This is a genomic window from Buttiauxella sp. AC142 (genome assembly GCF_979253435.1).
The window spans coordinates 1570302-1594862 of record NZ_CEEDCH010000001.1 but is presented as its reverse complement, the minus strand read 5'-3'; the positions used below and the strand labels follow the sequence as shown (position 1 = coordinate 1594862).

19 protein-coding genes and 1 pseudogene are annotated in these 24561 nt (G+C 49.7%); 7 read left to right on the top strand and 13 right to left on the bottom strand.

The genetic code is table 11. The features are described 5' to 3' along the window. Positions 1-2 precede the first annotated feature (2 nt). The 8 genes and pseudogenes from AC0IWZ_RS07255 to lolC all read right to left on the bottom strand — a co-directional run bounded on the left by AC0IWZ_RS07255 (position 3) and on the right by lolC (position 9256). Positions 3-803, bottom strand: coding sequence for a hypothetical protein (locus tag AC0IWZ_RS07255; RefSeq protein WP_471677739.1), 801 nt, complete (start codon positions 801-803; stop codon positions 3-5). 50 nt (positions 804-853) lie between these two features. Further along, positions 854-1651 carry a M35 family metalloendopeptidase gene (locus AC0IWZ_RS07250; protein ID WP_471677740.1) on the bottom strand — a complete coding sequence of 266 codons (798 nt, stop codon included), beginning with the start codon at positions 1649-1651 and terminating at the stop codon, positions 854-856. After that, positions 1641-4035, bottom strand: a pseudogene (gene tssI, locus AC0IWZ_RS07245) (type VI secretion system tip protein TssI/VgrG). Before tssI ends, AC0IWZ_RS07250 begins: the two are co-directional and overlap by 11 nt. Before the next feature lie 313 nt (positions 4036-4348). Continuing rightward, positions 4349-5170, bottom strand: coding sequence for a Sir2 family NAD+-dependent deacetylase (cobB, locus tag AC0IWZ_RS07240; RefSeq protein WP_471677744.1), 822 nt, complete (start codon positions 5168-5170; stop codon positions 4349-4351). 3 nt (positions 5171-5173) lie between these two features. Further along, positions 5174-6085 carry an N-acetylglucosamine kinase gene (nagK, locus tag AC0IWZ_RS07235; protein ID WP_471677745.1) on the bottom strand — a complete coding sequence of 304 codons (912 nt, stop codon included), beginning with the start codon at positions 6083-6085 and terminating at the stop codon, positions 5174-5176. Positions 6086-6115: 30 nt separating this feature from the next. Then, positions 6116-7360, bottom strand: a complete 1245-nt coding sequence (gene lolE, locus AC0IWZ_RS07230) for a lipoprotein-releasing ABC transporter permease subunit LolE (RefSeq protein ID WP_034494674.1) — start codon at positions 7358-7360, stop codon at positions 6116-6118. Next, entirely contained in the window at positions 7360-8064 is a 705-nt protein-coding gene (gene lolD, locus AC0IWZ_RS07225; RefSeq protein WP_034494672.1) for a lipoprotein-releasing ABC transporter ATP-binding protein LolD, read from the bottom strand. The genes lolE and lolD overlap by 1 nt, the downstream gene beginning before the upstream one ends. Next, on the bottom strand, positions 8057-9256 hold the full coding sequence (lolC, locus tag AC0IWZ_RS07220) for a lipoprotein-releasing ABC transporter permease subunit LolC (RefSeq protein ID WP_410372727.1): 1200 nt from the start codon (positions 9254-9256) through the stop codon (positions 8057-8059). The genes lolD and lolC overlap by 8 nt, the downstream gene beginning before the upstream one ends. A gap of 301 nt (positions 9257-9557) precedes the next feature. On the opposite strand from lolC, the gene AC0IWZ_RS07215 reads away from it, so the two are divergent. The 3 genes from AC0IWZ_RS07215 to ldtC all read left to right on the top strand — a co-directional run bounded on the left by AC0IWZ_RS07215 (position 9558) and on the right by ldtC (position 15365). Further along, positions 9558-10631 (top strand): acyltransferase family protein, encoded by a 1074-nt coding sequence (locus tag AC0IWZ_RS07215; protein ID WP_471677746.1) that lies wholly within the window; start codon positions 9558-9560, stop codon positions 10629-10631. A gap of 151 nt (positions 10632-10782) precedes the next feature. Further along, positions 10783-14229 carry a transcription-repair coupling factor gene (gene mfd, locus AC0IWZ_RS07210; protein WP_471677748.1) on the top strand — a complete coding sequence of 1149 codons (3447 nt, stop codon included), beginning with the start codon at positions 10783-10785 and terminating at the stop codon, positions 14227-14229. Between the two features lie 215 nt (positions 14230-14444). Next, positions 14445-15365: a L,D-transpeptidase LdtC gene (gene ldtC / locus AC0IWZ_RS07205; RefSeq protein ID WP_246864865.1), complete on the top strand. Its 921-nt coding sequence runs from the start codon at positions 14445-14447 to the stop codon at positions 15363-15365. A 71-nt stretch (positions 15366-15436) separates the two neighbouring features. Here ldtC and bhsA (AC0IWZ_RS07200) read toward each other — a convergent pair whose 3' ends face one another. Then, entirely contained in the window at positions 15437-15694 is a 258-nt protein-coding gene (gene bhsA, locus AC0IWZ_RS07200; protein ID WP_471677750.1) for a multiple stress resistance protein BhsA, read from the bottom strand. 250 nt (positions 15695-15944) lie between these two features. On the opposite strand from bhsA (AC0IWZ_RS07200), the gene AC0IWZ_RS07195 reads away from it, so the two are divergent. Then, entirely contained in the window at positions 15945-16577 is a 633-nt protein-coding gene (locus tag AC0IWZ_RS07195; protein WP_471677752.1) for a TetR/AcrR family transcriptional regulator, read from the top strand. A gap of 100 nt (positions 16578-16677) precedes the next feature. Here the strand turns inward: AC0IWZ_RS07195 and bhsA (AC0IWZ_RS07190) are convergent, their stop codons facing one another. After that, positions 16678-16935, bottom strand: a complete 258-nt coding sequence (gene bhsA, locus AC0IWZ_RS07190; protein ID WP_034494657.1) for a multiple stress resistance protein BhsA — start codon at positions 16933-16935, stop codon at positions 16678-16680. A 247-nt stretch (positions 16936-17182) separates the two neighbouring features. Here bhsA (AC0IWZ_RS07190) and AC0IWZ_RS07185 point away from each other — a divergent pair, with 247 nt between their 5' ends. Next, positions 17183-17815, top strand: a complete 633-nt coding sequence (locus AC0IWZ_RS07185) for a TetR/AcrR family transcriptional regulator (RefSeq protein ID WP_034494655.1) — start codon at positions 17183-17185, stop codon at positions 17813-17815. A gap of 29 nt (positions 17816-17844) precedes the next feature. On the opposite strand, the gene AC0IWZ_RS07180 is transcribed toward AC0IWZ_RS07185, so the two are convergent. After that, the gene (locus AC0IWZ_RS07180) at positions 17845-18738 is read right to left on the bottom strand and encodes a siderophore-interacting protein (RefSeq protein ID WP_471677754.1); all 894 of its coding nucleotides are present in this window, start codon (positions 18736-18738) and stop codon (positions 17845-17847) included. Between the two features lie 194 nt (positions 18739-18932). On the opposite strand from AC0IWZ_RS07180, the gene iutA reads away from it, so the two are divergent. Next, positions 18933-21122, top strand: coding sequence for a ferric aerobactin receptor IutA (iutA, locus tag AC0IWZ_RS07175; protein ID WP_471679079.1), 2190 nt, complete (start codon positions 18933-18935; stop codon positions 21120-21122). 140 nt (positions 21123-21262) lie between these two features. Then, positions 21263-22291 (top strand): Gfo/Idh/MocA family oxidoreductase, encoded by a 1029-nt coding sequence (locus tag AC0IWZ_RS07170; protein ID WP_471677755.1) that lies wholly within the window; start codon positions 21263-21265, stop codon positions 22289-22291. A 41-nt stretch (positions 22292-22332) separates the two neighbouring features. Here the strand turns inward: AC0IWZ_RS07170 and AC0IWZ_RS07165 are convergent, their stop codons facing one another. Together AC0IWZ_RS07165 and AC0IWZ_RS07160 are read right to left on the bottom strand one after the other, a co-directional pair. Further along, positions 22333-22869, bottom strand: a complete 537-nt coding sequence (locus AC0IWZ_RS07165) for a glycine zipper 2TM domain-containing protein (protein WP_034494640.1) — start codon at positions 22867-22869, stop codon at positions 22333-22335. Positions 22870-23087: 218 nt separating this feature from the next. Then, positions 23088-24392: an NAD(P)/FAD-dependent oxidoreductase gene (locus tag AC0IWZ_RS07160; RefSeq protein ID WP_034494638.1), complete on the bottom strand. Its 1305-nt coding sequence runs from the start codon at positions 24390-24392 to the stop codon at positions 23088-23090. Positions 24393-24561 lie beyond the last annotated feature (169 nt).

Here is a 24561-nt window from a genome sequence, read left to right as displayed (position 1 = left end):
CATCAATAAGGTGAGCGTACAGTGTGTCCATCTATATGAACCCTGACTTCACCAGAGCTAACATAAGCTGAATCATTATTGTCAACACTTATTGAATTTATTAAAAATGAATACATTTCACCTTCAGAATAATTCCTCTCGCACATACCATCACTGTTTGACTCTATATCAAACATACACTCCACTTTTTTTTCTGTTAATGATAAAAAAATCTCGTTAATATTTTGTAATACGAACCAATTCCTGTTAACTATTTTATAATCAAAAGTTTTTATAGCGTAACTATTATCATTTGGCAAAAATGCATACATATCACTTAGGTTAATCTCTATAGAGATACTTTGTGTCGGCTGGATTTCTATCCAGTCAGAAATTTTCGGGCTAAAATCAAATGGGCAAGATCCACTTAAATAATCCAGTCTGATATTCTTACTTGTCACGATGAATTTTTCACCACATAAAGCATCACGCGTCCTTCCTTTCCCGTCCTCCAACTGCATTGGGTAATATAATTTCGGAATAAAATATGATTGAACGCTATTGTTGTGAAAAACAAGTGTAGCCAAAACACTATCAGATAGTTGTTTAACAAATAATTTTACATTTATATCCTGCTCAAGATTTTTAGCCGACACATCATACTCAGGTAAATTAGAGGAGGGGTAGATGAACGGTTTTCCATCGCCACTTCTTCGTTCAGAACCAAACCTGTAACTTTTGGCATAAATACTTTCACTAGCGAAGGACTGATACGACAATGAGAAAAAAATAATGTAGATTACTACGCGAACTAAAATAACCATTTAAAAACCCCAACATAGGAATGAAATTCAACTTACCAGATTTTTACTTTCTACAATATTGACCCCACATATTCCTCCAGCAATCCTATTCTTGAAACCATATCACTATTCAATAAGTCTTCATCCTTTGCATCTATATCATTATCATTTAATTTTATGTAGAAGTATCTTTCAATATTATAAGCATTTTCAAATAACTGTTCCTCCTTAGCATCTACTAGTTGTTGCGCTACTAATACATGCTTCTCATAACTAACCTCATCTTTATCACTTGTTGAAAATTTATTAGCAGCCGTATAATCTTGAGTCCACATTCCTCCTTTAGAATTATCCTTCCAATATTTAATAATATGTGATATTTCATGACAAATTGTACTTACATGAGAATCGTTACCTGTAACAAGAATTTTACTCCCTTTTCTTGATTCAAAGTGTGCACCTATGTTGATAATGTAGGGGGGATTAAGATCCGGACTAACAAAAGCAGCAAAACGCTCACATTTAGTATAATTCTTAAAACTATCCAGATTGAGCTCATTTGTTATTACCATTAGACGCCTAATGCCATCAGCCATTAAAAACCTTGCTTTTATCTGTCTTCCTGTATTCTCTCCATACTTCTTGACATTTACATAGTTATCTCCATCAAATCCAAATATTGTACGGAATTCATTCTTATCCTCCTTACTCCAATGTAAAAGATCATCACATCTCTCTAACAAAACCATTTTTGTTGCTTTAAGTGCTTTACGAATCATTATTTTAAATTTATCTGTAATCTCCTGATGTGTTACACACTCGACTGGAATATTACTTGTATATGCACTTGTAGTTTTTTTATCGTCCATAATGCTCTCTAGGGTTAAAATCATCACCTTCTGCCATTAATAACTCAATGGTTATTTTCTTTCTGACATCAGTAATATAATTTTCTGTATATCCATCTTTGTCAGTAATACCTTGAAACTGCGTTCCATCCTCAAATTGAGCAATATAACGAGTACTTGCATATGGCACTCCATCATCATCTGTAAAATGAAATTTCATATTATATTCCCTTGATTCATCCTCATCTTTCGGCTCATCCTGCTCCCCTGAACCATCGCCACCACTCCCATCCTCATCTTCCGGCGGCTCAGATCCTGAATCATCCCCATCGCCCAGACGGCTCAGTACCGCCGCCTCCAGGGTTTTCACCGCTGTCCCCGGACTTCCCCCACCGTTAAGATTGATTTTCAGCCCGGTAATGTCGATACCGCCGGGATGGATGACCACAAACGAACTCCCCACTTGCAGCGTGATTTTGCTCCCGCTCTGCAGCACGATATCGCCCTGTGCATCCACACCCAGCGCCCCCGCCACTTTCTGCGCCTGGTCGCCTTTCACTTCCAGGCTGTGACTGCCCTTCACCAGGCTGATATGGTCTTTTGTGGTGTTGTATTCCTGATTGCCTTTCACCGTGACTTTACGGTCGCGCTCGACGTACAGGTTGTCATCACGGCCGCTGTTTACCGTCCGGTCACGGGTGACTTTCAGCGTCTGGTCATTGCGTACGGTGATGCTGCGGTCATGCGCTACGGTGATTGTCTGGTCGTGCCCGGCGGCGCTCTCCTTGCCGACTTTTACCGTCTGCCCCAGCCCGACCGTGACCTGCTGGTTATGGCCGATGGTTTCGCTGTGGTCGACTTTCACATTGGTGTCGCGGTTGTTCAAAACCATCGTCTTCATGTCCTTCTGGGCATGCATCGACAGCAGTTCCTGTCCGGTCTGGTCCTCAAACATCAGTTCGTTGTATCCATTACCCTTATACGTCTGCGAACGTATCGCCATCTGGGTTTTGGTTCCCGGCAGGTCGCCCGGGGAGCGGTTAGCGGCGTGATAGGTGCGCCCGGTAATGATGGGCTGGTCCGGGTCGCCGTTGAGGAAATCGACAATCACTTCCTGGCCGACGCGCGGAATGGCGATGTTGCCGAATCCGGTGCCTGCCCACGCCTGGGAGACGCGCACCCAGCACGAGCTTTCTTCGTTGGTTTTGTTGTAGCGGTCCCAGGCAAATTTCACCGTCACACGTCCGTGTTCGTCGCAGTATATTTCTTCCCCGGCCGGACCGGTGACAATGCCGATTTGCGGGCCGTCCACCAGCGGTTTCGGTAGCGGCGCCGGGCGCCAGGTTTGCGTGGCCGGGATAACATGAAAACTGTTGGTGAGCGTGGTGCCCTGGCCGGCGCTGCCGATTTGCGCCTGCGGCTGGCTGCCGGTCATCTCGCTCGACACCACCTGCCACGGGCTGTTTAAATCCTCTCGCGGATGGTCGGTGAGGGTGAACCAGCGCCCCGGCTGGAGCTGCGGGGCAATTACTGGTGCCGCGGGCAAAATCGACGTTATTACGCCAGCCGTCCATCTGATATTTCGCAAAGTCCGCACCGTGCTGTTCATCCTTAAAACGCCCCGGATAGTCAAAAATTTCATAGTCCGGGCGCTGATATGACAGGTCTGCGCCTTCTTCCTGGTACTGCGCCTGCCAGCCGGGGGCAGTGAAGGTGTAATCCTGGGTAGTGACTTTCGCCGGGCGGATTTGCGCGCTGCGGCAAAAGGTGTTGATGCAGTAGGTGGACGATTCAGAGGCGGCATTGGGGTTATACGGAAACGCCCCGAGGCCGCGCAGCTTGCAGCGGTCATCGGTGAAGGTCAGCTTCTGGTCACGGTCGTCGAGATATTCATCCTCGAAGAAAAAAATCCCCTCTTCGGCGGCGAGGCGGGCGATAAAATCGTAATCCGACTCCATAAACTGCACGCAGAATTCCCGCGCCGGATGCGGACGACGGAACAGCGCGTCATGCGTGCGGATACGCATTTCTTTCAGCAGCTTTGCAAAGATGTACTCGATGTCGTAGTTCTGAAAACTGCGGCAGTTCTGCCGCTGGGAGCTGCGCCAGAACTCCGGACGCACCGTCATGCGGTAGAGCGTCTGGTGCTTGCCACTGTCACCCTGTTCGCAGAAGGTCACCAGGCCGCGCACCCGGCGCTTAATCACCTCGCCCTGCCAGATGGTGAGAACCCCGTATTCATCGAGGATTTTTTGAAAGCCAATCGCCGGGTCATTGCAGGCCACGGTGATATCCAGAGTGAATAGCGAAGAGAGAGACTGCTTTAATTTAAAGCCCACCACCGCAAAGGTGTCCGCCGGAGCGCGCCCCGCGGTGAAGGTAAAGCGGGTGCCGTCTGAGGCCATGAGGGAAGTCCTTTCCTGTCCGTGGAGTTATTGACCAGAGCTTATAGTTAAAACTGAACTATAAGCTTGATAAATATAATTAAATCAATGATTAAGGAGGTTGAAGGTAATCTGAACTGAATGAATTAACTGTGAACAGAGTCACATATGCAGGGGTAAAGAAAGGTTTGAAAATGAACAGCGAGAGTGAAAAACCTCCTTTTTAAATTGAGTGTGTTAGTTAGTGTTTGCGCGGGAAAATAAGCTGTTCAAAGAATCAAACTGAGAATTTGAAGATTCAAGAATGGGTGAGACTATTCCTCACCCACTGTTTTTAAAGACCTTTCAACAACCGTTCCACATACTCCGGCACCACTTCGCTGGCTAAACCGTAGAACTTTTCCTCGAACTCACTACCAACCTGGCTTGGTTCAAGATTTAGCTCAACGGTATGTGCGCCTTGTAAACGGGCTTCGTGCACGAACCCGGCAGCCGGGTAAACGTGGCCTGATGTGCCGATGGCAATAAAGTAATCGGCTGTTGCCAGCGCCTGGTAAATCTCATCCATACCCAGCGGCATTTCGCCAAACCACACCACATGCGGGCGCAAGGGTGAGGAAAGCTGGCAACAATGGCAGCGATCTTGTGGGGTGACATCCCCTTTCCACTCAATCACTTGTCCACTCTGCGCACAGCGAACTTTTAGCAGCTCGCCATGCATATGGATAATATTTTTATTCCCGGCACGTTCATGCAGATTATCAATATTTTGCGTCACCAACAGAAAGTGATCACCCAATTCTTCTTCAAGGCGAGCCAGCGCCAGATGAGCGGCGTTAGGCTTAATTTCTGCCTGCTGGAGTTGTCGACGGCGCGCATTATAAAATGCCTGCACCAGTTCAGGGTCACGAGCAAAACCCTCTGGCGTCGCCACATCTTCAACGCGATGCTCTTCCCACAAGCCATCTGTTGCACGAAAAGTACGGATTCCTGACTCGGCGGAAATCCCCGCACCGGTCAGCACCACAACTCGAGGTTTTTCCATCGCTTCGGGTCCAGGACTGTCTCTGAAAAAAGCACGCTGACGCAAGCGCTGGCGGAGCAATCGTTTGGTTTTGCGAAACCGGCTTAGCCGATGTTGACGACGCGATAGCATAATTTACTCCGTGAGATGGAGGAAAGCCGCACCACGCATACCGCCAGCATCGCCATGCCGTGCAGGTTCAATGCGAGGGACTTTTGCCACAGGTAATAAATACTTAGGCAAACGCTCAGGCAGTTGCTGGTACATCTCAGTAAAGTTAGACAACCCACCACCAATGACCACCAGATGCGCGTCAATGGCAGTCAGCAAGCTGCCGAGGCAACAGGCCAATAGCTCAACAAAACGGTCAACGTGGGCAATCGCTTTATCATCACCCGCACGATAACGAGCAACGATTTCTTTGGAATCCAGTGGTTCAGCGTAGAAGTGTTGGTAAACCCATGCAAATCCACGGCCTGAAAGATAGTTTTCGATACAGCCATGCTGGCCGCAACCACAGCGTGTCAGGGGGATGTCACGGCCCAGCACATTCAGCGCGTCTACAGGCAAACGTGTATGGCCAAATTCGCCAGTAATGTAGTTACGCCCGGTGATCGATTTACCGTTAACGATAATTCCGCCACCGACGCCAGTGCCGAGAATCAGCCCCATCACCAAAGGGTATTCGCGGAACTCATCATCCCAGGCTTCAGAGAGCGCGAAACAGTTAGCGTCGTTATCCATACGCACTTCACGCCCAAGCATCGCGCTCAGGTCGGCCTGCACCGGCTTGCCGCTGGCTGCGGGAACATTCGCCGCATACAACGTGCCATCGTCCGTGACCGGCATACCAGGAATACCAATGCCCACCGAGCCTTTAAGACCGAAACGGGTATCCGCTTCTTCAACCATGGAAGCGATGGTGGTTAAAAAGTTCTCATAACTGTCATGCGGGGTGGGAAGGCGTTTCTCCCATTGCAGACGACGTTCACTATCGTAAACCCCAAGAGCCATCTTGCTGCCGCCAATGTCAAATCCGTAATACATTGCTTTGCTGCTCCCCTAAATTTTTAGAGTTTATTGTCCGCTTAATACTCGCGCCGGATCGATATTACTGGCTCGGCGAGCCGGATACCAACTGGCGAGTAAACTCAGTAACAACGCTGTGATCAAGACATAAAATACGTCCAGCCAATGAAGTTCTGATGGCAGGAAATCAATAAAGTAGATGTCGCCGGACAGGAACTGGTGGCCGATGAGCTTTTCAATCACACGAATGATGTTGGTCAATTGCCATGAAGCCAGCACGCCGACAATCACGCCACTCACGCTGCCAAATAGCCCCGCCAGCAAACCGTACCAGACGAAAATTGCGCGAATCAAACCGTCTTTGGCCCCAAGCGTACGCAACACCGCAATGTCGCTGCTCTTGTCTTTCACCGCCATCACCAGCGTGGAGACAATGTTAAAACAGGCCACGCCAATCACCAGCACCATCGCCAGATACATGATGGCGCGAATCATTTGAATGTCGCGGTACATATAGCCGTAAGTGCCAATCCAGCTTTTGATATAAACGTATGCGTTAGTGACTTCACCCGCATCGCGCACCAGCTGGTTAGCATTAAAGACATCGTGAACTTTAATGGCGATACCCGTGACACTGTCGCCCATGTCTAAATAACTCTGGGCGTCCGCCATTGGCACCATTGCAAAGCTATGATCGAGCTGCCCGCTTAAGGCCAGAATACCTTCAACCTGTAGGCGAACGCGCTTCGGCTGCAAGAGTTTAGTGCCGCCATCGCTGTTCGGGATCATGATGGAGATCCAGTCGCCCTGCTTCACTTTCAGGGCGTCGGCAACGCCTTTACCGATAATGATTTGTTGCTGCCCGGCTTTAAAGTTCTGCCACGCATTGTTTTGCACATATTGCGGTAACGCGCTCAGGCGAACTTCCTGAGCAGGATCAACACCCTTCACCTGAATGGCACGCAGATTAGGTCCGCTTTCCACCAGCCCGGTAAAGTTGATGTACGGCGCTGCGGCGGCAATACCCTTTACCTTCTCAACGCGTTGTAAAACACCGCTCCAGTCGTGGAAAGGCTGATTCACCGGCTCGATTTCACCGTGCGGAACCACCGCCAGAATACGGTTATTCAGCTCGCGCTCGAAGCCGTTCATCGCACTCAGGCCGACAATCAACACCGCAACACCCAGCGCGATGCCTAACGTTGAAATAACCGATATCAGTGACACCATGCCGCTACGGCGACGCCCGCGGCTAAAACGTAAACCAATCAGCAGTGACAGAGGCGACGCCATTAATCGGCTCCCATCAAAGTCAGCTCATGACTCAGGCGACCATCTTGCATTTCTAACTGGCGAGACATGCGCTTAGCCAGTTTCAGGTCGTGAGTGACCACTAAAAACGCGGTTCCCTGACGCACATTCAGCTCGCCCAATAACTCGAAGATGCTGTCAGCGTTACGCGCATCAAGATTACCGGTTGGCTCATCTGCCAGCACCAGGCGCGGGTTATTCACCAGCGCACGGGCAATCGCCACACGCTGACGCTCGCCGCCCGAAAGCTCAGACGGACGGTGATTACTACGGTGATCAAGCCCTACCGCTTTAAGCATTTCCAGCGCGCGTTGCCTGGTGTCATCAGTATTGTTTTTGCCAATTAACAGCGGCATGGCGACGTTTTCCATCGCGGTGAAATCAGGTAGCAAATGGTGGAACTGGTAGATAAAGCCCAGTTCGCGGTTACGCAGTTCGGCTTTAGCGGCAGACGACATAGAACTCATCGCCTTACCGTTGAAAATCACATCGCCAGAGGTTGGCGTATCCAGCCCGCCCAGCAGATGCAGCAAAGTACTTTTGCCGGAGCCGGAGCTGCCGACAATCGCCATTAACTCACCGGTATTAATGCTGAAGCTGACATCATGCAGTACGTCCGTTTGCACTTTGCCTTCCTGATAGCGTTTGCACAGCTTGTCACACTGCAACAGGACAGAATTACTCATAACGTAAAGCCTCAGCGGGAAGTGTCGCGGCAGCACGCCACGACGGGTAAAGCGTGGATAACAGTGCGACAGCCATAGCAATAATCGCAATCACAATAACTTGTACAGGGTCAATAGCGACAGGCAGCGCGGCGCCATCCAGCAACGCGCCAATAATCGGCATCAAATTGTTCAGTTGGCTGGCAAGCAAAGCGCCTAATAATGCGCCCAACAGAGCGCCAATCACACCTGCGCTCGCCCCTTGCACCATAAACACCGCCATGATTTGGCGACGTGTTAATCCCTGGGTTTGAAGAATGGCGACTTCGCCCTGCTTTTCCATAACCAGCAGGCCAAGAGAAGTGATGATATTAAAAGCAGCGACGGCCACAATCAGGCTCAACAGCAGGCCCATCATGTTTTTCTCCATGCGCACGGCCTGGAACAACTCGCCTTTACGTTCGCGCCAGTCCTTCCATTCGGTGCCTGGCGGCAACGTTTGTTGGCTTAAAACGTCTACTTTCAGCGGTTCAGCCAGCCACAAACGCCAGCCGGTGATATTGCCTGCCGGATAGCGCATCAGACGCGAGGCATCTTGCTGGTTCACCAACATCTGGTAGCCGTCGACTTCACTGTTAGCCGCAAATGTACCAATGACCGTAAACAGACGCTGGCTTGGCAAACGGCCCATCGGCGTGAACTGGCTGGCAGACGGCACCATCACACGGATGCTGTCACCACGTTTAATACCCAGTTGCCCGGCAAGTTGTTCACCGAGAATAATGTTGTATTTCCCGGCGACCAGGTCAGTTTGTTTCACGTTCACCAGGAACGGCGAAAGGGGATCTTTTTCTTCCGGCTTCACGCCCAACATCACGCCGACCGCGACACTGCGCGCGCTTTGCAGCACCACATCGCCCGTTGTCACGGGCGCAATACGCGTGACACCTTCGAGTTTGAGATCTTTAGCAGGCAGTGTTTCGGGGTTAATCGAGCCGCCAGGCGAAGTGATGATCGCTTGTGGCATTAGCCCAAGAATGTTGTTTTGCAGCTCACGTTCGAAGCCGTTCATCACTGAAAGCACCGTCACCAGCGCCATTACGCCAAGCGTAATGCCGATAGTCGACAGCCATGAGACGAAACGACCGAAACGGTCAGATGCTCGCCCACGCATGTAGCGCAGGCCTATAAATAACGCGACAGGTTGATACATGTATTCCGTCTTGTTGCAGTTGCGGATGCAAAGTTGGCGAGAAGTATATAAGCGATACCGTATCAAGTAAATGAAACGTAACGTTTTTTTGATATTTCAGAACATGCGAAATCCCTGTTAAATCAAACTCATAACATCTTGTTTTCGAAGTCAAAGCTGCAATAAAACGGAGATAAATTGTTCCTGCGGAATTTCCTAAATGCGCCAGATTCTTACAAAAACAGACAATTCAGGTAAAAAAATGCCGGGCAATCTTCCACCCTGAAGGCCAATACAGGGCAACAGAAGAAACTACTGGCGCATGAAAAACAAACAATTGTGGATAAACCATATCAAAGGGCTGTGCATTTGCCTGGTCGTAATTTACCATTCGGTGATCACCTTTTATCCTCACCTGGTTCAGTTCCAGAGCGGATTCCCGGAAAACGTCGCTAAGAGCTGGATTTACCTTAACTTGTATCTGGCGCCCTTCCGGATGCCGGTGTTCTTCTTTATCTCAGGCTTTTTGATAACCCGTTATATCGACGCCGTGCAATGGCGTGATTGTGTTGATAAGCGTCTGTGGAATATTTTTTACGTTCTGCTGTTGTGGGGAGTTTTGCAGTGGCTGGGAATTTCGTTAATCAACCAGTGGCTGGCGCCGGATCTGGTACGCAACCCGACCTCTAACGCGGCATATTCAGAAACCCTAATCCAGTTTGCTACCAGCATGGCAAAAGCCAGCACCAGCCTTTGGTATCTTTATGCGTTAGTACTTTATTTCCTGGTGTTCAAAAGCCTGCGTCAATTCAGAGTCCCGGTCATATTGATGTTGTTGGCAATCAACGTGGTGATTAGCTTTATTCCGCTGCCGTGGTGGGGCATGAACAGCGTGGTGCGTAATATGTGTTATTACGGGCTGGGAGCGTGGTTCGGTACGCAATTAATGACGGCAATGAAAGAATTTAACCTTCTTCAGCATCCGCTGTTGTGTGCCGCTGCTGCACTGGTTTCAGTGGCGTTGTATCTGGTCAATGTCCCACTCGTGATTTCGCTAGTCTCGATTTTTGTCATCATGAAGCTGTTTTATGTGCTCGATAACTGGCGAGAAAGCCGCGCCGATGCGTTCCTCAATATCGTCGGTACCAATACGATTGCTATCTACACCACTCACCGCATCGTTATCGAAGCACTCAGTTTGTTCACTCTTGGGCAGATTAGCGCCGGACGAATTTCCGATAACCTTTTGCTCGCCATTCTGATGGTTTACCCGTTTGTCAGCCTGGCGATTTGCACGGTATTAGGGTTAGGTTTCAGGAAATTATCGCGTGCTGCGTTTGGTGACATGTTCTTTTCGCCGCCAGCCAAATTAGTGACCGCAACGCAAGCGCGTTAAGTCACGCTCTGTGGACGATGAATCCCAGGTTGCGGTGCGATTGTGTTGCTAATACAAAACGATCGCGGATAATAATAAGCAACTTCTTGACGCGTCTGGTGGTCATTTGCCCACAAAGCACGGCGCAACCTGAGAGATTCTGACATCCGATATGCCTGAAAATTATCGCTACTCCTTACCTGTAAAAGCTGGCGATCAGCGCCAGCTTGGTGAACTCACCGGCTCTGCGTGCGCGACTGAAGTTGCCGAAATCACAGAGCGCCATAATGGCCCGGTGGTGTTGATCGCCCCTGATATGCAGAATGCGCTGCGTCTGCATGACGAAATCAGCCAGTTTACGGAAAGCATGGTGATGAATCTTGCCGACTGGGAAACCCTGCCTTACGACAGTTTCTCGCCGCATCAGGAAATCATCTCTTCACGTTTATCAACACTATATCAGCTACCAACCATGCAGCGCGGCGTGTTAATCCTGCCGGTGAATACTCTGATGCAACGCGTGTGTCCGCACAGCTATTTACACGGCCACGCGTTAGTGATGAAGAAAGGCCAGCGTTTGTCGCGTGATAACCTGCGCAGCCAGCTGGAACAAGCCGGTTATCGCAGCGTTGATCAAGTCATGGAGCACGGTGAATTTGCCACCCGTGGCGCATTGTTGGATTTGTATCCGATGGGCAGCGACCAGCCCTATCGCATCGACTTTTTCGATGATGAAATCGACAGCCTGCGCGTATTTGACGTTGATACGCAGCGCACGCTCGAAGAAGTCGATGCCATTAACCTACTACCTGCGCACGAATTCCCGACCGATAAAATAGCCATCGAACTGTTCCGCAGCCAGTGGCGCGACAAGTTTGATGTAAAGCGCGAGCCTGAGCATATTTACCAGCAGGTCAGTAAAGGCATGCTCCCGGCGGGGATTGAATACTGGCAGCCGCTGTTCTTCAGCGAACCATTACCGCCACTTTTTAGCTATTTCCCAAAAAATACGCTGCTGATTAATACCGGTGATATTGAAACCAACGCCGAGCGTTTCTGGCAGGATACGTTTGCCCGTTTCGAAAATCGTGGCGTTGACCCAATGCGCCCGCTGCTTCCGCCAGAAAGCCTGTGGTTACGCGTTGACGAACTGTTCAGCGAACTCAAAAACTGGCCGCGCATTCAGCTCAAAACAGAATCGTTAGCCGACAAAGCTGCGTTTACCAACCTGGGTTATCACGCCCTGCCCGATCTATCCGTTCAGGCGCAACAAAAAGCGCCGCTCGATAACCTGCGAAAATTCCTTGAATCTTTCGATGGCCCCGTGGTGTTTTCCGTCGAAAGTGAAGGCCGCCGCGAAGCATTAGGCGAACTGTTAGCGCGAATTAAAGTTGCCCCGAAACGTATTTATCGGCTCGATGAAGCAGCCGATAAAGGCCGCTATTTAATGCTGGGTTCCAGCGAACACGGTTTTATCGACACGCTGCGCAACCGGGCGTTAATTTGTGAAAGTGACCTGCTGGGTGAGCGCGTCAGCCGCCGCCGTCAGGATAGCCGTCGCACCATTAACCCGGATACGTTGATTCGCAACCTGGCCGAGTTGCATACCGGGCAGCCTGTTGTGCACCTCGAGCATGGCGTCGGGCGTTATGCCGGCCTCACCACTCTTGAAGCGGGCGGCATTACAGCTGAATACCTGATGCTGACGTACGCAGGGGACGCCAAACTCTATGTCCCGGTTTCGTCGCTCCATTTAATTAGCCGTTATGCGGGCGGTGCCGAAGAAAATGCACCATTGCATAAGCTTGGCAGCGATGCCTGGTCGCGCGCGCGTCAAAAAGCGGCTGAGAAAGTACGCGATGTGGCGGCAGAGCTGCTGGATATTTACGCCCAACGTGCCGCCAAACAGGGTTTCGCCTTCAAGCATGACCGTGAACAGTACCAAATGTTCTGCGATGCTTTCCCGTTTGAAACCACACCGGACCAGGCTCAGGCCATCAACGCGGTATTAAGCGACATGTGCCAGCCATTGGCCATGGATCGCCTGGTGTGTGGCGACGTCGGCTTTGGTAAAACCGAAGTTGCGATGCGTGCCGCATTCCTCGCGGTGGAAAACAACAAACAAGTTGCGGTACTCGTGCCAACGACGCTGCTGGCCCAACAGCACCTCGACAACTTCCGCGACCGTTTTGCTAACTGGCCGGTGCGTATCGAAATGCTGTCGCGTTTTCGTACCGCTAAAGAGCAAGCACAAATTCTGGAAGAGGCGCGTGAAGGGAAAGTCGACATTCTTATCGGCACCCACAAGCTGCTACAAAATGATGTGAAGATGAAAGATCTCGGCCTGCTGATTGTCGATGAAGAGCACCGCTTTGGGGTGCGCCACAAAGAGCGTATCAAGGCGATGCGTGCCGATGTGGATATCCTGACGCTGACCGCCACCCCGATTCCGCGCACCTTGAATATGGCGATGAGCGGAATGCGCGATTTGTCGATTATCGCCACTCCGCCGGCCCGCCGCCTGGCAGTGAAAACCTTCGTGCGTGAATACGATAGCCTGGTGGTTCGCGAAGCCATCCTGCGCGAAGTGTTGCGTGGCGGCCAGGTTTACTATCTTTACAACGATGTCGAAAACATCCAGAAAGCGGCAGACAAACTTGCGGAGTTAGTTCCGGAAGCACGTATCACCATCGGCCACGGCCAAATGCGTGAGCGTGAGCTGGAACGGGTGATGAACGATTTCCACCACCAGCGTTTTAACGTGCTGGTGTGCACCACGATTATCGAAACCGGTATCGATATTCCGACAGCCAACACCATTATCATTGAACGTGCAGACCATTTCGGCCTCGCGCAGCTGCACCAGCTCCGTGGCCGCGTTGGGCGTTCCCATCACCAGGCTTATGCGTGGCTGCTAACGCCTCACCCGAAAGCCATGACTACCGATGCGCAGAAGCGCCTCGAAGCTATCGCTTCTCTCGAAGATTTAGGGGCGGGTTTTGCGCTGGCAACGCACGATCTGGAAATCCGAGGTGCTGGCGAATTGCTCGGTGAAGGCCAGAGCGGCTCAATGGAAACGATCGGTTTTTCTCTGTATATGGAAATGCTGGAAAACGCGGTCGATGCGCTCAAAGAAGGTCGCGAGCCATCGCTTGAAGATTTAACCAGCAGCCAGACCGAAGTTGAATTGCGCATGCCTGCCCTACTGCCAGATGATTTTATCCCGGATGTGAACACGCGCCTGTCATTCTACAAGCGGATTGCCAGCGCCAAAACGGCGCATGAGCTTGATGAATTGAAAGTCGAACTGATTGACCGCTTTGGATTGCTACCGGATCCGGCGCGTAATCTGTTGGATATCGCGGCATTGCGTCAGCAGGCTCAGAAACTGGGTGTGCGTAAAATAGAAGGCAATGAAAAAGGCGGAGTGATTGAGTTTGCCGAGAAGAACAATGTTAATCCGGTTTGGCTGATTGGCTTATTGCAAAAGCAACCGCAGCATTTCCGCCTGGATGGGCCAACGCGTCTTAAATTTATTGAAGATCTGGCTGACCGCAAAGCGCGAATGGAATGGGTGCGTAACTTTATGCATCAGTTAGCCCAGAACGCAGCGGCTTAAGTCGTATCTTAATTTGCTTAACGTGCCTTAGTTACCCCTAAGGCACTTTTGTAACATTTACACATTCTTTTCAAACCACGAAGGTTTCCCTACATCTTCCCCCGCCATAATTCACGATTAACTTTTTAATAACATTAACCTTAATAATAATGAGGTTTTGCTTAATGCAGTCGTCGCGATTTCTCTCTTTACCTGTACGTTGGTTGGCATCGCTGATGCTGGTCAGCGCAAGCCTTGCCGCTTTCCCGGCAAGCGCTAATTCCTACCCTCTGCCTCCTGAAGGCAGTCGCCTTATCGGTCAGAACTTTTTCCATGTTGTCGAGGATAACGGCGGCTCGCTTGAAGCCATCGCCAAAAAATACAATGTCGGCTTCCTTGCCCTGCTTCAGGCAAATCCAGGTGTTGATCCGTATGTGCCACGTGCGGGTAGCGTGCTGACTATTCCGCGCCAGATGCTATTGCCAGATGCGCCGCGTCAGGGGCTGGTAATGAATCTTGCCGAACTGCGTGTTTATTACTATCCCGCAGGGAAAAATAGCGTAACCGTTTACCCGATAGGCATTGGCCAACTCGGTGGCGACACCGTGACACCAACTATGGTCACAAGCGTTTCAGATAAACGCGCCAACCCGACCTGGACGCCAACGGCCAATATTCGCGCGCGCTATCTGGCGAACGGAATCAAACTTCCGGCGGTCGTCCCAGCCGGGCCGGAAAACCCAATGGGCCACCATGCCATTCGCCTCGCAGCCTATGGCGGCGTTTATCTGCTGCACGGAACAAATGCGGACTTTGGGATTGGAATGCGCGTGAGTTCTGGCTGTATTCGACTGCGTGATGACGATATTAAAGCGTTGTACAAAGAGATGCCTGTTGGTACGCCAGTGCGCATCATCAACACCGCGATTAAAACCTCAGTGGAGCCCGATGGCAGGCGTTTAGTTGAAGTCCATCAGCCTCTGTCTAAACACATTGATGACGATCCGAAAGTGCTTCCGATTGTGTTAACGGAGCAGATGAAACAGTTCCAGTCTGCACCGGAAACAGATGCTAGCGTCATGGAGCAAGCCATGCAGCACCGCTCCGGGATGCCGATTGAAGTGAACGCGTACGGTATTGCCAGCACCGAGATTTAATTGTTTTGAGATGCAAAAAGGCCCTGTTTTTTAACAGGGCCTTTTTTTATGAAACTGATTTACCGTGAATCTTATTTATAAATTACCGCAGTACCGTGCAATGTATTCGGGCCAGTGACTGAAGTAATACGGAATGAACTCGCACCCATTTCATCAGCTTTCTGAGCCAGTTGGTCTTCAAGAGAACCCAGGTTAGTCCCGGCGGTTGCAGTGATAGTGCCTACTTTCTGTTGGCCTGCTGGCGTTGCCTGAACTTCAACAGCCGCGAAGCTTGCGAAAGAGATTGAGCTAAGAACAACAGCAGCGATAAGAGTTTTGACGTTTTTCATGATTTTTGACCTTAAGCAGATGATTTGTAAGCCCGTTAATTTATTTACTTAACGTTCGATAAGTAAATAATAAACGTGATCTACATCACACGTCAAATTATTTTTATAACGACCGTTAATTATTTTATTAATGACTTACTTTTCATACAGATAGCCATGATTTATTTTTGGACAAACTAGCAGTAGAAGCCATGAGATATTATTTTTATAATGATCGCTCATAAAATAGAAAAGGTTAAAACGGCTAATTATGTCTACCGACACCTGCGATACCAAAAAAAGCCGTGGCCGACCAAAAGTGTTCGACAAAGAATCCGCACTCGATAAGGCCATGGTTTTGTTCTGGCAACACGGCTACGAAGCCACTTCAATGGCACATCTGGTTGAGGCAACAGGGGCAAAAGCCCCAACGTTATATGCCGAATTCACCAATAAAGAGGGTTTGTTCAAGGCCGTCTTAGACCGCTATCTGGCTCGTGTGACGAAACTGCGAGAGACCTGCCTGCGTTGTGACAATCGAACGCTTGAAGAGGCGCTTGAGGATTATCTTTATCTGGTGGCGAAACTGTTTACCGATAAAGAAACCCCAACGGGCTGCTTTATGATTTGTACTTCATCCGTTCTGGCAGTTTCATCGCACGATATCTCTGAAATGATCAAGGCTCGTCAGTCTCTGCTCGAAGCTACGCTGCTTAAATTCCTCGAGCAGCACCAACAGAAAGGTGAAATCCCGGCCACAACCTGCGTTCGAAATTTGGCTAAATACCTGTGTTGCATTGTTCAGGGCATGTCAGTCAGCGCGCGGGAAGATGCAAGCCACGAGGAATTAAAGCAGATCGTCAACACGACACTTCGCTTGTTACCGGAGCTGAAAAAAATCTAACCCTCGGCGGCGCCTGCCGCCCTTTTCAGCAATAGAAAAAGGCCCTGTTTTTCAACAGGGCCTTTCTTATGGAGAGAGTTTTTACTTAGAGGGCACAGGCTTATTTATAAATTACCGCAGTACCGTGCAATGTATTTGGTCCAGTGACTGAAGTAATGCGGAATGAACTTGCGCCCATTGCTTCAGCTTTCTGCGCCAGTTGGTCTTCCAGAGAACCCAGGTTAGTCCCGGCGGATGCGCTGATCGTTCCTACTTTCTGCTCGCCAACTGGGGCAGCCTGAACTTCAACAGCTGCAAAGCTTGCAAATGAAATTGAGCTAAGAACAACAGCAGCAATAAGATTTTTTACGTTTTTCATGATAGTTACCTTGGATAAACATTTATAAGGCCGTTAAATTTATTTACTTAACGTTCGATAACTAAATCATAAACGTGATCTGCATCACACGTCAAATTAATTTTATAATGACCGTTAATTATTTTATAAAAGCTTATATTTTCATAAGCATAGGAAATAATTATTTTTCCACTCTTCCCTATAGCTACCGCGTGATATTATTTTTATAATGATCGTTCAATAAACAGACAAAGGTTAAACGGCGCATATGTCATCTGATACGACTTGCATTAAAAAAAGCCGTGGCCGACCGAAAGTGTTTGACAGGGAAGCAGCACTCGACAAGGCCATGGCTTTGTTCTGGCAACACGGTTATGAAGCCACTTCATTGGCGCATCTGGTCGAAGCGACGGGCGCAAAAGCTCCGACGCTGTACGCAGAGTTCACCAACAAAGAAGGGTTATTCAAAGCCGTTCTGGACCGCTATATCGAACGTTTCTCGCAAATGCGTGAGAATTGCCTGTTCTGCGAAGAACGCACGCTCGAGCAAGCACTGGAAGATTATTTTTCGCTGATTGCGAAGCTCTTTACTGAGAAAGACACGCCAACAGGTTGCTTTATCATCTGTACTTCCTCCGTGCTGGCCGCATCTTCGGAAGATATCGCGGCAGTGATAAAAACGCGTCAGTCGATGCAGGAAGAAACGCTGGTGCGTTTTCTGGCCAAGCGCCAGGAACAAGGCGAAATGCCTGCGACCAGTTGTATCCGTAAATTGGCTAAGTACCTGTGCTGTATTATTCAGGGGATGTCAGTGAGCGCGCGCGAAAACGCCAGCTATGAAGAGCTGATGCAAATCGTGAATACGACGATGCGGCTGATGCCAGAACTTAAAAAAATCTAATACAGGGCGGCGTTTGCCGCCCTGCTCTTTTAACGCTCCCGCCCTTTACTCCAGTACGCCATAAAGTTGATGGTGTCATGGTTCACACCGCATTCACCAATCAAATGGCGGCGCAGGAGTTTCACCACCGTGGATTCTGCCGCGACCCAGCCGTAAAAATCATTGCTTACCGTAGTCGCTTTATCCCACAGCAGTTCGCCTTCCGCTTCTTCATTAAGTTCCTCCGTCACGCCTGCGGCTTCAGGTAGCTGCACATTTTCTCTGACGGATTTGAGCAGGCATTCTCCATGCGAGGCATTCGCTGTTTTACGCGCTAACCAGTGAATTTGCGCGAAACTGAACTCGCTCAAATCGACACAGTCACCTTCGTCTGGCACTTCAAAAAATGCCTGAATTTGTGGCGGGTTCTGCCCCGCAGCCAGCAATTCAAGAATACCTTTCGCTGCGGGCAATGCCGTTTCGTCGGCGATGATTAGCCCATGGCGTAAACCGCTCGGCGGAGTCCATTCGTATCCACCGCTGTCTTGAGTATATTCGGCATTAGGCGCAACGATTTGAATCTGGTCGCCAGGTCGCGAGTTAATTGCCCATGCTGAGGCCGGCCCTTCCGTACCGTGGCTGACAAATTCAACGGTGACTTCCTGGCGCTCGCGATCAACCTTGCGCAAGGTATAAGTGCGCACCACGGGTCGCTTTTCTCTGGGCAATTGTTGCAGCAATTGATACCACTCGCCTTGCTCCGGCAGAGCAGGAATAGAGCCATCTTCAGAGGGGAATAACATTTTGATTCGCTGATCGGGCGAGTCACATTTCATATGTGCAACATCCGGACCGCCAAACACCAGACTCAATAGCGAAGGTGAAACTTGCGATTTATGCACTAACTGGACATTAAACAAGCGATACCCTTGCACTCCTGCCATTTCGACTCCTTTGCCGCATCAGGCCAACATCCAGAAAAAGTAAACCACATAAATCATGTGATTATTCATAAGATTAATTTAAGAAATACTATCAATTGAGATTGATAATGAGAACCGTTATCGGCAAAATCCAGTCCGTTCTTATTTCAAAATATTTTCAAATGTTAATCTTTTCCATCTAAGGAATGATGATGATGCATAAAAATGCACGCTGGGTGCTTAACCCGCTGCTTCTGGCGATGATGGCTCCAGCTTTTGCGCAGCAAACTTCAGAAGAAGATATTCTGGTTTCTGCGAACCGTATGCACCGTACCGTGGCAGAAATGGCGCAGACGACCTGGGTTATCGAAGGCACTGAACTCGAACAACAAATCCAGGGTGGCAAGGAGCTGAAAGATGCACTTGCACAGTTAATTCCAGGGCTTGATGTCAGCAGTCAAAGCCGCACCAACTACGGCATGAACATGCGCGGCCGCTCTATCGTGGTGTTAGTAGATGGTGTTCGTCTGAATTCTTCCCGTACCGATAGCCGCCAGCTTGATTCCATTGACCCGTTCAACATCGAGCATATTGAAGTGATTTCCGGCGCGACCTCTTTGTACGGCGGCGGTAGTACCGGCGGTTTGATTAACATTGTCACCAAAAAAGGCCAGCCTGAAACCCAGATGGAATTTGAATCGGGCATTAAATCAGGCTTTAACAGCAGCAAAGATCACGATGAGCGTATCGCAGGGGCAATTTCTGGCGGCAACGAACATGCGTCCGGACGAATGTCGGTGGCCTATCAGAAGTTCGGTGGCTGGTTCGATGGCAATGGCGACCAGACTCTGCTTGATAACACGCAAACCGGCTTGCAGTATTCTGACCGTCTGGATGTGATGGGAACCGGCACTCTCAATATTGATGAAACTCAGCAATTACAGTTAGTCACGCAATATTACAAGAGCCAGGGCGATGACGATTACGGGCTAAATCTGGGCGAGAATTTCTCGGCTGTTACCGGAAATGGTAATGCTTACGTCAGCGACCAACTCAATTCAGACCGTATTCCTGGCACCGAGCGTCATCTGATTAGCCTGCAATATTCCAACAGCGATTTCCTCGGCCAGGAGCTGGTTGGGCAGGTTTATTATCGCGATGAATCCCTGACGTTCTATCCGTTCCCGACCCTGACGCGTGGCGCAGTCACCAGTTTCTCTGCCTCGCAGCAAGATACCGATCAGTACGGTGCAAAACTCGCACTGACCAGCCAGCCCGTTGATGGCTGGCAAATTACCTACGGTGTGGATGCCGACCACGAAAGCTTTACCTCAAACCAAAAATTCTTTGATTTAGCGAAAGCGAATGCCTCAGGTGGGTTGAATAACCAAAGCATTTACACCACCGGGCGCTACCCTGGCTACAGCATTACCAACTTCGCGCCATTCATGCAAACCAGCTATGACATCACCGACATGTTTACGCTAAGCGGCGGCGTCCGTTACCAGTGGACTGAAAACAAAGTTGATGATTTTGTTGGCTTTACTCAGCAACAAGGCATTGCAAATGGTATCGCTCAATCAGCGGATTCTATCCCTGGTGGCACCACTGATTACGACAATGCTTTGTTCAATGCTGGCGTGTTAATGCACATCACCGAGCGCCAGCAAGCGTGGTTTAACTTCTCGCAAGGCGTTGAATTACCTGATCCAGGAAAATATTACGGTAACGGGACTTACCGCCTGGTCAATGGCCATTATCAACTGGTGAACAGTGTGAACGTTGCACAGTCAAAACTTCAGGGGATCAAGGTCGATTCGTATGAGTTAGGCTGGCGCTACTCGGGCGATAGCCTGCGCACGCAGGTTGCGGCTTACTACTCACTGTCTGACAAGTCTATCTCCATCAACCGTGCAGATATGACCATCAATGTTGAAGATGACAAACGCCGTATTTACGGCGTTGAAGGTGCCGTGGATTACTTTATTCCAGACTCAGACTGGAGCACCGGTGTTAACTTCAACGTGCTGAAATCCGAAACCAAAGTGGATGGAAAATGGCAGAAATGGGACGTGATTTATGCCAGCCCGTCGAAAGCCACGGCATATGTGGGCTGGGCGCCAGAACCATGGAGCCTGCGTGTCCAGAGCCAGCAGACCTTTGATTTAACCGATGCCAGCGACAATAAAATCAATGGTTACAACACCATCGACTTTATCGGTAGTTACGCTCTGCCACTAGGTAAGCTGAGCTTCAGCATCGAAAACTTGCTGGATAAAGACTACACCACCGTGTGGGGTCAGCGCGCGCCTCTACTCTACAGCCCAACTTACGGCAGCCCATCGCTGTACGAATACAAAGGTCGTGGGCGCACTTACGGCGTGAATTACTCCCTGCAATTCTAAAGTTCCTCACAGCAGGCTGGCGAAAAACCAGCCTGCTTTTTACTCTCATACACAAAATCCCTCTCGACCAAAATCCAGTAGTCATTTAAAACATAGGGACTCTAATGATAGGTACGGCTTATATTTGGTAGGATTAGCTTATGTTGGCAGGTTTAATAGGTTTAGGTTCAGTCATCGAAACAGCATATCTCCCGGCACTACGCCGCCTCTCTCTTCCCTTGCTCGAATGTTACGGTTTTGACGCTAACCCCACGCGTCAGATTGACGGGATTAACCGTTGTAATTCCCTGGACGCACTGCTAGCAATGCCGCTCGATGTGGTGCTAATCACGACTTCTTCTCTGCATCATCTTCCTGTTCTGGAGCGCGTCTTGCAAAGTGACGTGCCTGCTATTGTGGTAGAAAAACCCGTCGCAGCCACGCTTGCGCAACTTGAGACACTTAAAACTCTGCTCGCGAAGCCGCAAAATGCCGCCCGTGTTCTGGCTTTGGATCACTGGATGGTTCGTACTCAAGCCTGCAATCACATTCACAACATCAATGAAATAAAGTGCATCGAAGGTTTTTTACTGGAGCCAAGTGGTTTTAACGCCGCGGGTGAGCCTGCTGCCCTCAACTTTGCCACGGGTGAAGCAGACACTCGCCAGTTGCGTCACCCTGACGGCGTAATTGTTGATATCGGCACTCATACTCTTGCCATGATGCGTGAAACTGTTCATCAGTTAGGTGGCAATGACCAGCTCACCGTTGAACTCAACTACGCACGCGATCGCCTCAGGAACGCGATAGCAGCGGGTGATTTCACTACAGCGGAAGGTGTAGCGCTGTTAACCGGGACTCTCAGTGGTATTCCCTTTACGCTCCATCTCAACAAATATGCCGGGCCTGCTGGCGGGCAAAAAGGGATGCGGATTCATCTTCATGACGGGCAAATGATCAATATCGATCGTCAGGGTTTGAATGAGGTAGTGGAACGGATCTCTGAACAGGGCAGCGAACGCAGTACCCTCGCCGGGCCGCTTTACGACCGTTGTTTACACGATGTGGTTTTTGGCGAACAAAGGCTGTTTTTGCGCACGCCTGACGAAATACCCGCCTACACTCAGCGCCGCATAGCAGAAGTTACTGCGCTGCTGCAGTTGCAACAGCAGTTACGCGGTAGTCATTGATCAAAAGCCCATCTCACAAGATGGGCCTTGATTTATAACCATTAGATTTTATTCAAAACTAGCTGGCCATTATTATCCAGTGGGATCTGCGTGCCAGGGTCTTTATCCATACGGATTTTGCCCTGCTGGTCGCCAATGCGGTACGTCACGTCGTAGCCCAGCATTTTTTCTGACTTGTCGTAAACGGTTTTACATTTCTGCTGCGTGGTGGTGTAGGTGTCGCGGTCTTGCATCGCACCTTGAACCTGATTACCCGCGTAACCACCGCCCAGAGCACCGGCTACCGTCGCCACATCTTTACCACGCCCGCCACCAAACTGATGGCCAATCACGCCACCTGCAACGGCACCTAACGCTGAACCGAGAATACGGTTTTCATCCTGAACCGGACGACGATGAGTCACCGCGACATTACGGCATTCCTGACGTGGTGTTTTTACCGTTTCCTTGATAGGTGTCGCTGACACCACCTGTGCGTACTGAGGGCCACGGTCAAAAACATTCATGCTGGCAACCGCCGCCACACCCAGTGCTGCGGCCACACCGATACCTATACCCGCTAACATTGATTTATTCACAGGACATCCTCCTGACTGTGCAATTGCTTACAATTTTGCAACCAGAGGGCGTATAAGACAAATCAGACAACGGATGAAAAGTGCTGATTCATAGGCTGAAACTATGTGTTTGAGAGAAATCCTAAGCATGAAATGTTCATTTATGGATTTTTATGCTGAAATGTCAAATAAAAAACCCGGCACGCTGGCCGGGTTTGAGAGTCAATGCTGAACTGAGATTAGTGCAGTTTTAAACGCGGACGAATCACGCGGTTGATACTGCCTACCAGCATCATCAGGCCGGTTTTGAAATAACCGTGAAGCGCGACCTGGTGCATACGGTACAGGGAGATATAAACGAAACGCGCCATACGCCCTTCTACCATCATCGAACCGCGCATCAGGTTGCCCATCAGGCTACCGACGGTAGAGAACTTAGACAGCGAAACCAGAGAACCGTGATCTTTGTAAACATAAGATTTCAGCGGTTTATCTTTCATTTGCGCAAGAATATTGGTCAGCACCAAAGAAGCCATCTGGTGTGCAGCCTGTGCACGAGGTGGCACAAAGCCGCCTTCAGGACGTGCGCAAGAAGCACAGTCACCAATGGCATAAATATCAGGGTCACGCGTGGTTTGCAGCGTAGGCTCGGTCACTAACTGGTTAATACGGTTAGTTTCCAGTCCGCCGATATCTTTCATAAAGTCTGGCGCTTTGATACCTGCCGCCCAAACCATCAGATCCGCTGCGATATATTCGCCGTCTTTAGTATTCAGGCCGCCCGCATCAGCAGAAGTCACCATAGTTTGCGTCAGAACACGCACGCCCAGTTTGGTCAGCTCGCTGTGCGCTGCCGCTGAAATACGCGGAGGCAATGCAGGCAGAATACGCTCGCCCGCTTCAACCAGCGTCACGTTCAGCGCTTCGTTAGTCAGCCCTTTATAACCGTAGCTGTGCAGCTGTTTGACTGCGTTATGCAGTTCAGCGGACAACTCAACACCTGTCGCCCCGCCACCCACGATAGCAATATTCACTTTGCCGCTGGCGCCCAGGTTCGCGGAATACTTGAGGAACAGATTCAGCATCTCAGAGTGGAAACGACGCGCCTGATGCGGGTTATCGAGGAAGATGCAATTATCTTTCACGCCCGGCGTGTTGAAGTCGTTGGAAGTACTACCCAGCGCCATCACCAGGGTGTCGTAAGGGATCTTACGCTCGGGAACCAACAGCTCGCCTTTGTCGTCACGCAGTTCTGACAACGTCAGCGTTTTGCTTTCGCGGTTAATATCAACCACTGAGCCAAGCTGGAACTGGAAGTGATGATTACGCGCATGAGCCAGGTAGCTCAGAGCATCCACACCTTCATCCAGTGAACCGGTAGCCACTTCGTGCAGCAGTGGTTTCCATAAATGGCTGTGGTTACGGTCGATAAGCGTAATCTTCGCTTTCTTACCACGACCCAGTTTTTTACCTAACTGAGTGGCCAGTTCAAGTCCGCCAGCACCACCACCGACAATGACAATCTTTCTTAATGGCGTAGTCAAAGTGACCCCCTTAAAATATTAACCAATTGTTAATTAAAGGTTATGGAAATAGCATTTAATTAACAACAAGTTACCTAAACAAACTCACTAATGTGACCAAAGAATAACATGGATGGTGTATTGGTCATACCAAAATTGATATGCATCAAATTTTTATGCCGAAAAGATA

Coding starts and splice junctions, on each gene's coding strand:
- AC0IWZ_RS07170 (WP_471677755.1), top strand. CDS start 21,263: ATGTTGGCAGGTTTAATAGGTTTAGGTTCAGTCATCGAAACAGCATAT.
- lolE (WP_034494674.1), bottom strand. CDS start 7,360: ATGGCGTCGCCTCTGTCACTGCTGATTGGTTTACGTTTTAGCCGCGGG.
- mfd (WP_471677748.1), top strand. CDS start 10,783: ATGCCTGAAAATTATCGCTACTCCTTACCTGTAAAAGCTGGCGATCAG.
- bhsA (WP_471677750.1), bottom strand. CDS start 15,694: ATGAAAAACGTCAAAACTCTTATCGCTGCTGTTGTTCTTAGCTCAATC.
- cobB (WP_471677744.1), bottom strand. CDS start 5,170: ATGCTATCGCGTCGTCAACATCGGCTAAGCCGGTTTCGCAAAACCAAA.
- bhsA (WP_034494657.1), bottom strand. CDS start 16,935: ATGAAAAACGTAAAAAATCTTATTGCTGCTGTTGTTCTTAGCTCAATT.
- AC0IWZ_RS07185 (WP_034494655.1), top strand. CDS start 17,183: ATGTCATCTGATACGACTTGCATTAAAAAAAGCCGTGGCCGACCGAAA.
- AC0IWZ_RS07215 (WP_471677746.1), top strand. CDS start 9,558: ATGAAAAACAAACAATTGTGGATAAACCATATCAAAGGGCTGTGCATT.
- AC0IWZ_RS07250 (WP_471677740.1), bottom strand. CDS start 1,651: ATGGACGATAAAAAAACTACAAGTGCATATACAAGTAATATTCCAGTC.
- lolC (WP_410372727.1), bottom strand. CDS start 9,256: ATGTATCAACCTGTCGCGTTATTTATAGGCCTGCGCTACATGCGTGGG.
- nagK (WP_471677745.1), bottom strand. CDS start 6,085: ATGTATTACGGATTTGACATTGGCGGCAGCAAGATGGCTCTTGGGGTT.
- AC0IWZ_RS07195 (WP_471677752.1), top strand. CDS start 15,945: ATGTCTACCGACACCTGCGATACCAAAAAAAGCCGTGGCCGACCAAAA.
- iutA (WP_471679079.1), top strand. CDS start 18,933: ATGCATAAAAATGCACGCTGGGTGCTTAACCCGCTGCTTCTGGCGATG.
- AC0IWZ_RS07180 (WP_471677754.1), bottom strand. CDS start 18,738: ATGGCAGGAGTGCAAGGGTATCGCTTGTTTAATGTCCAGTTAGTGCAT.
- AC0IWZ_RS07255 (WP_471677739.1), bottom strand. CDS start 803: ATGGTTATTTTAGTTCGCGTAGTAATCTACATTATTTTTTTCTCATTG.
- ldtC (WP_246864865.1), top strand. CDS start 14,445: ATGCTGGTCAGCGCAAGCCTTGCCGCTTTCCCGGCAAGCGCTAATTCC.
- lolD (WP_034494672.1), bottom strand. CDS start 8,064: ATGAGTAATTCTGTCCTGTTGCAGTGTGACAAGCTGTGCAAACGCTAT.